Annotated in this window: 10 protein-coding genes; 6 read left to right on the top strand and 4 right to left on the bottom strand. The window is 73.4% G+C overall.

Annotated features, from left to right (window positions below; genetic code table 11):
* From RBH18_RS41050 to glmM, 3 genes are all read left to right on the top strand, one after another.
* Window positions 1-195: uL13 family ribosomal protein (locus RBH18_RS41050; protein ID WP_306215923.1), on the top strand; the 195-nt coding region annotated here is incomplete at its 5' end.
* Window positions 196-215: 20 nt separating this feature from the next.
* A complete protein-coding gene (gene rpsI, locus RBH18_RS41045) occupies window positions 216-719 on the top strand; it encodes a 30S ribosomal protein S9 (protein ID WP_306215922.1) in 504 nt (167 codons plus the stop codon).
* Between the two features lie 335 nt (window positions 720-1,054).
* Window positions 1,055-2,407, top strand: coding sequence for a phosphoglucosamine mutase (gene glmM, locus RBH18_RS41040; RefSeq protein WP_306215921.1), 1,353 nt, complete (start codon window positions 1,055-1,057; stop codon window positions 2,405-2,407).
* Window positions 2,408-2,579: 172 nt separating this feature from the next.
* Here the strand turns inward: glmM and RBH18_RS41035 are convergent, their stop codons facing one another.
* Both RBH18_RS41035 and RBH18_RS41030 read right to left on the bottom strand, forming a co-directional pair.
* On the bottom strand, window positions 2,580-3,758 hold the full coding sequence (locus tag RBH18_RS41035) for a pyridoxal phosphate-dependent aminotransferase (RefSeq protein WP_306215924.1): 1,179 nt from the start codon (window positions 3,756-3,758) through the stop codon (window positions 2,580-2,582).
* A gap of 35 nt (window positions 3,759-3,793) precedes the next feature.
* Window positions 3,794-4,630: an MmpS family transport accessory protein gene (locus RBH18_RS41030; protein WP_306215920.1), complete on the bottom strand. Its 837-nt coding sequence runs from the start codon at window positions 4,628-4,630 to the stop codon at window positions 3,794-3,796.
* A 199-nt stretch (window positions 4,631-4,829) separates the two neighbouring features.
* Between RBH18_RS41030 and glmS the strand changes: the two genes are divergently transcribed.
* Window positions 4,830-6,716, top strand: a complete 1,887-nt coding sequence (gene glmS / locus RBH18_RS41025) for a glutamine--fructose-6-phosphate transaminase (isomerizing) (protein WP_306215919.1) — start codon at window positions 4,830-4,832, stop codon at window positions 6,714-6,716.
* Here the strand turns inward: glmS and RBH18_RS41020 are convergent.
* Both RBH18_RS41020 and RBH18_RS41015 read right to left on the bottom strand, forming a co-directional pair.
* The gene (locus RBH18_RS41020; protein ID WP_306215918.1) at window positions 6,703-8,070 is read right to left on the bottom strand and encodes an alpha/beta hydrolase; all 1,368 of its coding nucleotides are present in this window, start codon (window positions 8,068-8,070) and stop codon (window positions 6,703-6,705) included. The genes glmS and RBH18_RS41020 overlap by 14 nt on opposite strands.
* On the bottom strand, window positions 8,067-8,345 hold the full coding sequence (locus RBH18_RS41015; RefSeq protein ID WP_306215917.1) for a hypothetical protein: 279 nt from the start codon (window positions 8,343-8,345) through the stop codon (window positions 8,067-8,069). The genes RBH18_RS41020 and RBH18_RS41015 overlap by 4 nt, the downstream gene beginning before the upstream one ends.
* Window positions 8,346-8,476: 131 nt before the next feature.
* Between RBH18_RS41015 and RBH18_RS41010 the strand changes: the two genes are divergently transcribed.
* Together RBH18_RS41010 and RBH18_RS41005 are read left to right on the top strand one after the other, a co-directional pair.
* Window positions 8,477-8,845: a holo-ACP synthase gene (locus RBH18_RS41010; protein WP_306215916.1), complete on the top strand. Its 369-nt coding sequence runs from the start codon at window positions 8,477-8,479 to the stop codon at window positions 8,843-8,845.
* A gap of 23 nt (window positions 8,846-8,868) precedes the next feature.
* A partial coding sequence (locus RBH18_RS41005; protein WP_306215915.1) for a bifunctional ADP-dependent NAD(P)H-hydrate dehydratase/NAD(P)H-hydrate epimerase occupies window positions 8,869-10,139 on the top strand: 1,271 nt, incomplete at its 3' end.

The raw sequence follows: 10,139 nt of genomic DNA, 5'->3' as shown, positions 1-10,139 counted from the left end.
CTGAAGCAGGTCGGCTACGAGGAGCTGCTCACCAAGCGCCCCGAGCACGCGGTCGAGCTGGCCGTCAAGGGCATGCTCCCGCACAACAAGCTCGCGCGTCAGATCATCAAGAAGCTGAAGGTCTACCCGGGCGCCGAGCACCCGCACGCCGCGCAGCAGCCGCAGCCGTTCGAAATCAAGCAGATCGCGCAGTGAGCGCGGGCGAAGGAAACAGCATGACCGACATCGTCGAGCCCGAGGTCGTCGAGAACGTCGAGACCGTCGAAGAGCCCGCTGAGACCGTCGTGGTGGTCGAGGCCCCGGCTCCCGCCGTTCGCGCGCCGCGCCCCGGCGATCGCCCGATCCAGACCGTCGGCCGCCGCAAGGAGGCCATCGTCCGGGTCCGCCTGGTCCCCGGCAGCGGCAAGATCACCTGCAACGGCCGCGACCTCGAGAACTACTTCCCGAGCAAGGTTCACCAGCAGCTCATCCGCGAGCCGCTGCTGACCGCCGAGAAGGCCGAGCAGTTCGACGTCATCGCCAACCTGCGTGGCGGCGGCATCACCGGCCAGGCCGGTGCGCTGCGCCTCGGCATCGCTCGCGCGCTCATCGCGAACGACGGCGACGACCGTCCCGCCCTCAAGAAGGCCGGCTTCCTCACCCGTGACGCCCGCGTCAAGGAGAGCAAGAAGTACGGTCTCAAGAAGGCCCGCAAGGCCCCGCAGTACTCGAAGCGCTGACCTCAGCGCTCGTCTTGCACCACGTCTGACCGATACGGCCGGGTGCGCCCCCTCGCCTGGGGCGTGCCCGGCCGTTTCGCATCTCTCCCTTCCCGTCGCCGCAGCTCCCGCGGAGGCGGATCCTCCCGCCGCTCCCGGCGGCTGACCCTTCCGCTGCTTCGCGGCGGCGGAAGACCCTTCCGTCGCGACGCTTCCTTCGCGGCGGCGAAAGCCCTTCCCGTCGCGGCGCGCCTTGGCGGCGGCGGAAGACCTTCCCGTTGCGGCGCTTCCTTCGCGGCGGCGGGACCCACCGACTTCCGGTCCGGAGCGTCCGGACCACCGAAAGGAACGGCGCCATGGGGCGACTCTTCGGCACGGACGGCGTACGCGGGCTTGCCAACGGCGAGCTGCTGACCCCGGAGCTGGCACTGTCGGTGGCCGTGGCCGCCGCGCGAGTGCTGGTCGAGAGCGACCGGAGCCACCAGCCGCTCGCCATCGTCGGCCGGGACCCGCGGGCCAGCGGGGAGATGCTGGAGGCCGCCGTCGTGGCGGGCCTCGCCAGCGCCGGTGCGAACGTCGTCCGGGTCGGCGTGCTGCCCACGCCCGCCGTCGCGTACCTGACCGGGCAGGCCCAGGCCGACCTGGGTGTCATGCTGTCGGCGTCGCACAACCCGATGCCGGACAACGGGATCAAGCTCTTCGCCCCGGGCGGCCTCAAGCTGCCGGACGAGATCGAGGAGCGCATCGAGGCGGCGATCGCCGACGGGCACGGGCTGGTCGGCCGCCCGACCGGCGCCGGCGTCGGCCGCGTGCACGACCTGCTGGACGGCGCCGAGCACTACACCAAGCACCTGGTCGACGCGACGCCGCACAGCCTCGAGGGCATCAAGGTCGTCGTGGACTGCGCGAACGGTGCCGCGAGCGACGTCGCCCCGGCCGCCTACCAGCAGGCCGGCGCCGAGGTCATCGCGATCCATGCCGAGCCCGACGGCCTGAACATCAACGACAACTGCGGCTCCACGCACATGGAGTCGCTGATCGAGACGGTCATCCGGGAGGGCGCCGACCTGGGCCTCGCCCACGACGGCGACGCGGACCGCTGCCTCGCGGTCACCGCCACGGGCGACCTGGTCGACGGCGACCAGATCATGGCGATCCTGGCGCTGGCGCTGCGCGACGCGGGGGCGCTGACCGACGACACGCTGGTCGCCACGGTGATGAGCAACCTCGGCCTGCGGCTGGCGATGAAGGATGCGGGCATCCGCCTCATCGAGACCAAGGTCGGCGACCGGTACGTCCTGGAGGAGCTCAACGCCGGCAAGTACGCCCTCGGCGGCGAGCAGAGCGGTCACATCGTCATGCCGGCGCACGCCACCACGGGCGACGGGGTGCTGACCGGCCTGCACCTGATGGCCACGATGGCGTCCAGCGGCAAGTCGCTGGCCGACCTGGCCGCCGTGGTGCACAAGCTGCCGCAGGTCCTGATCAACGTCAACGTCGCCGACCGGGAGGCCGGGGCGCAGGCCCCGACCGTGCAGGCCGCCGTGGCGCTGGCCGAGGCGGAGTTGGGCGAGACCGGCCGGGTGCTGCTGCGCCCGTCGGGCACCGAGCCGCTCGTCCGGGTGATGGTCGAGGCGGCCACCGAGGAGCAGGCCCGGGCCGTCGCCGAGCGGGTGGCCGACGAGGTGCGGACCGCCAGCCCCGCCTGATCGCTCTTCTCCGGCCCGGCTCCTTTCGGTCCGGCATTTTCGGCCCGGTGTAGCGCTCCCCAGCGCGGCGCCGGGCCGTTTTCCTCCGCGGCGGCGTTTTCCGTCGGCCCCGCTTGGCCGCCCTGACATGGTCGTCGGTCTCGGGCAGCTCGTCGGCGATGGCGCCTCTGTGTCAGCGGGCGAGGGTGCTCAGGCGGCGCGCGGCCTCGTCGATCACGTCCTCGCGTTTGCAGAAGGCGAACCGGATCAGCTGCCGCCCCTGCTCCTGGTGGTCGTAGAACACCTGGGTCGGCACCGCGACGACCCCGCACCGCTCGGGCAGCGTCCGGCAGAAGGCGACCCCGTCCATGTCCTCCGGCGCCAGCGGGCCGATGTCGGCGGTGACGAAGTAGGTGCCCTCGGCGGGCAGCACCCGGAACCCGGCCTCGGTGAGCCCGGCGACAAGCCTGTCCCGCCGCGCCTGCAGTCCCGCGCGGAACCCGGCGAAATAGGCGTCGGGCAGCCCCAGCGCGACGGCGACGGCCGGCTGGAGCGGTCCCGCGTTGACGAAGGTCAGGAACTGCTTGACGCGCTGCACCGCCGAGACGAGCGCCGCCGGACCGGTGGCCCAGCCGACCTTCCAGCCGGTGCACGAGAACGTCTTGCCCGCCGACGAGATCCGCAGCGTGCGTTCGCGCATCCCGGGCAGCCCGGCCAGCGGGACGTGCTGTGCGTCGTCGAACACCAGATGCTCGTACACCTCGTCGGTCACCGCGTGGACGTCGTGCTCCCGGCACAGCTCGGCGATCAGCGCGAGCTCCGCCGCGGTGAAGACCTTGCCGGTGGGGTTGTGCGGGGTGTTGAGGAGCACCATCCGGGTCCGCGGCCCGAAAGCGGCGCGCAGCTCGGCCTCGTCGAAGGCGTACCGCCCGTCCGCGCCGGGCCGGAGCGTCACCGGGCGGCGCACCGCCCCGGCGAGGGTGATCGACGCCGCGTACGAGTCGTAGTAGGGCTCGAAGCACACGACCTCGTCGCCGGCCTCGCACAGGGCGAGCACGGCGGCCGCGATCGCCTCGGTCGCGCCGGCCGTCACCACGACCTCGGTGTCCGGGTCCCGGGCGAGGCCCCAGAAGCGCTGCTCGTGCGCGGTCACGGCCTGGCGCAGGGCGGGGATGCCCGGCAGCGGCGGATATTGGTTGGCGCCGGACCGCAGCGCCTCGGCGGCCGCCGCGAGCATCTCCGGCGGCCCGTCGGTGTCGGGGAAGCCCTGACCCAGGTTGACCGAGCCGGTCCGCGCGGCGAGCGCGGACATCTCGGTGAAGATGGTGGTGCCGAATGGGCGCATGCGGCCGACGAGCGGGTCCGCCGAGATCGACGACGTCACGCCCGCCAGCCTACGGGTCCGCGTCAGGAAACGGCCTTCGAGCAGCTGGCCGTCGTGAAGCGGCCGGTGCCCTCCTTCTCGGCGACCTGCTCGCCGTCGACCTTCACCGAGCAGGCGATCGTGCCCTCCTCCACGTCGGCGCGCACGGCCGTCACGGAGACGAAGTAGGGCTTCTGCATGGTCAGCTTCTTGCGCCACGGCAGCGAGACGTCGCTCTGCTGCTGCGGGCCGTTCTCGGCGTCCACCCAGACGATCGAGACCGGGCCGTCGCCGGTCACCTCGTACTCGACCTCGAAGTCCTCGCCGAAGCCGTTGCCGGGCACGTCCGGCAGGTCGGTCGGCAGCGTGGGCAGGTCGGTCGGCAGCTCGGTGGGCAGCCCCGGGACGTCGACGTCCGGCGGCGCCGTCGGCAACGATCCGATCGTCTCCTGCGCCTTCTCGGTCGCCCTGTTCACCAGGAGCACGACCGAGGTCACGCCGCCGGCGCAGAGCAGCAGCGTGACGGCGATCAGCACGGCGATCAGCGGGGTGTTGTTCCGCTTGGGCTTCGGCGTCTCGTAGGGCTGCTGATATCCCGGGGGTGGCGGGCCGTATCCCGGCGGACCGGCGTATCCCGGCTGCGTGCCGGGCGGACCGTACGCGGGCTGCTGGTAGCCCTGGTAGCCGGGCGGGGAGCTCGCCGGGAACTGCGACGTCGGCGGGTAGGGGTCGAACTCGACGGGCGGCGGGACGGCCGCGTGGCCCGGCTGGAAGTGCTCGCCCGGGCGCGGCTGCGGCGCCGGGGTGTCGCCCGTCGACGTCGCCCACGGATCGGCCGAGGGCGGGTCGTGGGGATCGGAGGGCGGCGGTGGGTAGCTCAAGCGTCTCTCCCGGGGAGTCGTCGGCTCGACGGTACGCCGAGGACGCCAGCCGCGGATCACCCGGTCGTGTCGTGGCGGTCGATGACCTGCGGCTATATCTGCCCGGCTGGTCCCGTTCGCCCATTTCGATCAAGTGGCGTGCGCGAAAGTATGCCTCTCGCGCACCCCGGATGCGCGAAAGTCCGCTACGCTGCCCCACATGTGTGGGATCGTGGGTTACGTCGGTGCTCGACCGGCGCTGCAAATCGTGCTCGACGGACTTCGCCGCCTGGAGTACCGCGGCTATGACTCCGCGGGCGTCGCGGTGGTCGGGGACACGGCCATCCTGACCGAGAAGAAGGCCGGCAAGCTGGCAAACCTGGAGAAGGCCCTCGCCGAGCGGGCGAGCGACGGCATCGCCACCGGGCCGACGGCCATCGGGCACACGCGCTGGGCCACCCACGGCGGCCCGACCGACCGCAACGCCCACCCGCACCTCTCCAACGACGGCCGGGTGGCCGTGATCCACAACGGCATCATCGAGAACTTCTCCCGGCTGCGCGCCGAGCTCGAGGCCACCGGCGTCGAGTTCGTCAGCGACACCGACACCGAGTGCGCGGCCCACCTGCTCGCCGCCGAGATCCGCGCCCTGCGCGAGTCCGGCGCGACCGAGACCGGTCCGCAGCTGCTCGCCGCGGGCATGCGCCGCACCGTGCGCCGTCTCGAGGGCGCCTTCACCCTGCTCGCGATCGACCTCGAGGTGCCCGACGCCGTCGTCGCCGCGCGGCGCAACTCCCCGCTCGTGGTGGGCCGGGGCCAGGGCGAGAACTTCCTGGCCAGCGACGTCTCCGCCTTCATCGAGCACACCCGCGAGGCCGTCGAGCTGGGCCAGGACCAGGTCGTGCTGATCACGCCGGACGCCATCGAGATCACCGATTTCGCGGGCGCCGAGGCGAGCGGCAAGGAGTTCCACATCGACTGGGACGCCTCCGCCGCGGAGAAGGGCGGCTACGAGCACTTCATGCTCAAGGAGATCGCCGAGCAGCCGCAGGCCATCGCGGACACGCTGCTGGGCCGGCTCTCCGAGCGGGGCGAGATCGTCCTGGACGAGGTGCGCCTGACCGACCAGGACCTGCGCGACGTCGACAAGGTCTTCATCGTCGCCTGCGGCACCTCCTACCACGCCGGCATGGTCGCGAAGTACGCCATCGAGCACTGGACCCGCATCTCCTGCGAGGTCGAGCTGGCCAGCGAGTTCCGCTACCGCGACCCGGTGCTGGACCGCTCGACGCTGGTCATCGTGATCAGCCAGTCCGGCGAGACCATGGACACGCTGATGGCGCTGCGCCACGCGAAGGAGCAGAAGGCGCGCGTGCTCGCCATCTGCAACACCAACGGCTCGACGATCCCGCGCGAGTCGGACGCCGTGCTCTACACCCACGGCGGGCCCGAGATCGCGGTCGCCTCGACCAAGGCCTTCCTCACCCAGCTCGTCGCCTGCTACCTGATCGGCCTGCACCTGGCCCAGATCCGCGGCGTCATGTACGCGGACGAGGTCGCCGCCGTCGTCTCCCGCCTGCAGCGCACGCCGGACGACCTGCGCGAGCTGCTCACCCGCATGGAGGAGGTGCGCGAGCTGTCCCGCGACCTGCGGACGGCGTCGACGATCCTCTTCATCGGCCGGCACGTGGGCTTCCCGGTGGCGCTGGAGGGCGCGCTCAAGCTCAAGGAGCTCGCCTACATGCACGCCGAGGGCTTCGCCGCCGGCGAGCTGAAGCACGGGCCGATCGCGCTGATCGACCAGGGCACCCCGGTCGTGTGCGTCGTGCCGTCGCCGGCCGGCCGCGGCGTGCTGCGCGACAAGGTCGTCTCCAACATCCAGGAGGTCCGGGCCCGGGGAGCGCGGACCATCGTGATCGCGGAGGAGGGCGACGACGCCGTGGCCGCCTATGCCGATCACCTGATCCCGGTGCCGCGCACGCCCACCCTGCTCGCGCCGCTGATGACCACCGTGCCGCTGCAGATCCTCGCCTGCGAGATCGCCACCGCGCGGGGGCACGACGTCGACCAGCCCCGTAACCTGGCCAAGTCCGTCACCGTGGAGTGACATCGGCCCGTCCCGTCACGATCCGGGCGAGGGCGTCCAGCGCGGGCCGTCCCTCGTCCCAGTAGCCCACGTGCCCGGCGTCCGGCTGGCTCGCCACCGAGCGAGCGCCGAACGCCGGGTCGGCGGGGTTGCGCCCGAAGAAGAGCTCGTCCTCCGGGCGCAGGAAGGCATGTGCCGCCCCGCCGGGGATTGCGCGGCTCACGAGCAAATCCCGGGCCAGCGCGTCCGGGGCGACCGCCGCCCACTGGACGGGATCGGAGAACGCCGTCATGGCGTACACCTCCGAACGCGGCACCCGCAGGTCGCCGGCGTGGTCGACGCCCACGCCCGGAGAGCCGACGAAGACCACACTGTCGGCGGCCAGGCCCGGCTGCGCCGCCGCAGTGCCCACCACCAGTGAGCCGTAGCTGTGCCCGAGCAGGGTCTGCCGGGCCGGCTCGCCCTCGTGCGTGACCCGCAGGCCCTCCTGGAAGCGGCGCAACCGGTCGGCCCCGGCCGCCGCCGGCGCCCGGCCCGCCGCCTCGACCAGGTCGTCCGGTGCGTCGTAGCCCAGCCACATGACGGCGCTGGCCGGCCGGTCCGGTGCCAGCTCGGCGGCCCGGACGGCGAGCCGGTCGGCGCGGGTCAGCTCGCCCCGGTAGGACGCGAGGTCCGCGGTCATCCCGGGCACGTGCGTGACCACGGCTGCGGCTTGGTCCGGGTCGCCGAGGGCCACCACCGCGCGGCCGTCGCCCGCCGGGTCGATGCCCATCAGGTACGCCCGGGGACCCGACTCGGCATCCAATCGGGCCGCGAGGTCGGCGGGCAGCCGGATGCCGCCGGATGCCCGGGTGTTGTCGAGCAGCAGCCTGTTGGCCCTGTCACGGGCGGATGCGGGCACGCCGTCGAGGGCACCCAGCCAGTCCGGCTGCCGGGCTGTCACGTCGTCGCGCTGGGCGGGGCTGAGCGACTGCCACCAGGCGTGGACTTGGGGAGCTGTGGCCGTACAGAAAGGGGTGGGTGTGGGGTGTGGTGGTGGGGCGGGGAAGAGGCGGCGCAGGGTGCCGGCGTGGGTCTGGTCGGCAGCCGCGGCGGAAGCACCGGTGCGCCGGGCCCGGGTCAGCGCCGCCGCGAACTCGCTGAGCGCCTGATCGGCGGCCCAGCACCCGAGGCGGAGCAGAGTCAGCCGGTGGACGATCGCGGTGAGGGCCGCCACGACCGCCTCCGCGCAGGCGCCCGACCAGAGATCACGCAGGCGCGCGGCGCACCTCTGGATGCGGGCCGCCCAGAAGCCGGCCGCTGCCGCCCAGCGCCGCCAGTCCATCGCGGCGGCCTGCCACCGCGCGGGGTCGGTCGCCAGAACTGTCGCGCTCATCGCACCCGCCGCAGAGCCGCTGCTGCCCGGTCGTCGGCGGCCTCGTAGTCGTCCATCGTGGCGAGGGTGGCTGCGCTGATGCCCGCGATGTCATCGGTGAGCAGGCTCAGGATCCGCTGCGCCGCGTCGACGGCGGCGGCGTTGGCCGCCGTGCAGGACCAGACGGGCCCCGCGCCGGGCGACGGCGGATCGGCCTCCATCCGCCCGCCCGTCCGGCGCAGCGCCGTGGCCCAGGACCGCACGGCAGGGATGTCGACGCTCAGTTCGGACCGCATGGGCAACCTCCTGGAGTGGTTCGGGGCCGTCACGCTAGGCCGATTCCGAACGCCGCGGAGGGTGCCTGTGGATAACCTGCCGGCCTCCGGGCCGGGCCTGTGGACAACTCGGCCCGGATAGGGTTGGCCGTGTGATCGTGTCTGTCGGGATCGACGTGGTGCTGGTGGAACGGTTCGCCCGTTCGCTGGAGCGGACGCCGCTGCTCGGAGATCGGCTCTTCACCGACTCGGAGCGGACGACGTCGTCCGGCAACCCGCGTTCGGCGGAGTCGCTGGCCGCCCGGTTCGCGGCCAAGGAGGCCGTGGCCAAGGCGCTCGGCGCCCCCGCGGGGCTGCGGTGGCACGACTGCGAGATCGTCTCGGACCCCGACGGCCGGCCCTGGCTGACCGTCTCCGGCACGGTCGCCGCGGCCGCCGCCGAGCGGGGCGTCAACCGCTGGCACCTGTCGCTGTCCCACGACGGTGGCATCGCCTCGGCCATGGTGGTGGCGGAGGCCTGAGCGACGGCAGGTAGGGAGTTCCGATGCGGCACGCATGGCGGGTGGCGGACGTACGGTCGGCCGAGAAGGCGCTGATGGCGACCCTGCCGGAGGGCACGCTGATGCAGCGTGCCGCGGCCGGGCTGGCGCGCCGGTGCGCGTTGCTGCTGCGCGAGCGCGGCGGGGTCTACGGCGCGACGGTGGTCCTGCTCGTCGGTAGCGGGGACAACGGCGGCGATGCTCTCTACGCGGGCGCGCGACTCGCCGCCCGGGGCGCCGCGGTGCTGGCTGTGTTGCTGCAGCCGGAGAGGGCTCATGCGGCGGGGCTGGCGGCATTGCTGCGCGCCGGTGGGCGCCGGGTCCCCGGCTTGCCGCCGGTCGCTGACCTCGTGGTCGACGGCATCGTGGGCATCGGTGGCAGCGGTGGGTTGCGGCCGCAGGCGGCACAGCTGGCCGGGGAGCTGTCCGGGCTGCGCGGGCGCGACGGCAGGCGGCCGCCCGTCGTCGCGGTCGACGTGCCGAGCGGTGTGGCCGTCGACACCGGAGACGTGCCGGGGGATGCGGTGCACGCCGATGTGACGGTCACCTTCGGCTGTCTCAAGCCGGCCCACGTCGTGGGTCCCGCCGCGGCCCTGGCGGGCCTCGTCGAGCTGGTCGACATCGGCCTGGGTGCCACGCTGCCCGCGGATCCGGCGGTACGAGTCCCCGACGCGCCCGACATCGCCGCCTGGTGGCCCCGCCCCTCGGCGTCGTCCGACAAGTACACCCGCGGGGTGGTCGGAGTGGCCACGGGCTCCGCGACGTACCCCGGCGCGGCGCTGCTGTCGGTCACCGGAGCACTCGCCGGGCCGACCGGCATGGTGCGCTACGCGGGCACCGCCGATCAGGAGGTCGTCCGGCAGCACCCGTCGGTCGTCGCCGTGTCACGGGTCGCCGACGCGGGCCGCGTACAGGCGTGGGTGTGCGGATCCGGGCTGGGCACGAGCGACGACGCCCGGGAGGAGTTGCGTGGCGTTCTCGCGAGCCCCCTGCCGGTCCTCCTCGACGCCGACGCCCTGACCCTGCTCGCCGGCGGGCAGCACGCGGAGGAGCTGCGCCGGGAGGCGCCGCTGGTCGTCACGCCGCACGACCGGGAGTTCGAGCGGCTGGCCGGGGAGCTGCCCGGCGCCGACCGGATGGAGTCCGCCGCGCGGCTGGCCCGCGAGCTCGACGGCGTCGTGCTGCTCAAGGGGGACAGGACGATCGTGGCGGCGCCGTCCGGCGAGATCTGGGCCAACCCGACGGGTACGCCGGAGCTCGCCACGGCCGGGTCCGG

The organism is Actinoplanes oryzae, assembly GCF_030757795.1.
GTDB lineage: Bacteria > Actinomycetota > Actinomycetes > Mycobacteriales > Micromonosporaceae > Actinoplanes.
This window is presented reverse-complemented; position numbering and strand designations above follow the sequence as displayed.

Coding starts and splice junctions, on each gene's coding strand:
- RBH18_RS41015 (WP_306215917.1), bottom strand. CDS start 8,345: ATGCGGTCCGAACTGAGCGTCGACATCCCTGCCGTGCGGTCCTGGGCC.
- glmS (WP_306215919.1), top strand. CDS start 4,830: ATGTGTGGGATCGTGGGTTACGTCGGTGCTCGACCGGCGCTGCAAATC.
- rpsI (WP_306215922.1), top strand. CDS start 216: ATGACCGACATCGTCGAGCCCGAGGTCGTCGAGAACGTCGAGACCGTC.
- RBH18_RS41020 (WP_306215918.1), bottom strand. CDS start 8,070: ATGAGCGCGACAGTTCTGGCGACCGACCCCGCGCGGTGGCAGGCCGCC.
- glmM (WP_306215921.1), top strand. CDS start 1,055: ATGGGGCGACTCTTCGGCACGGACGGCGTACGCGGGCTTGCCAACGGC.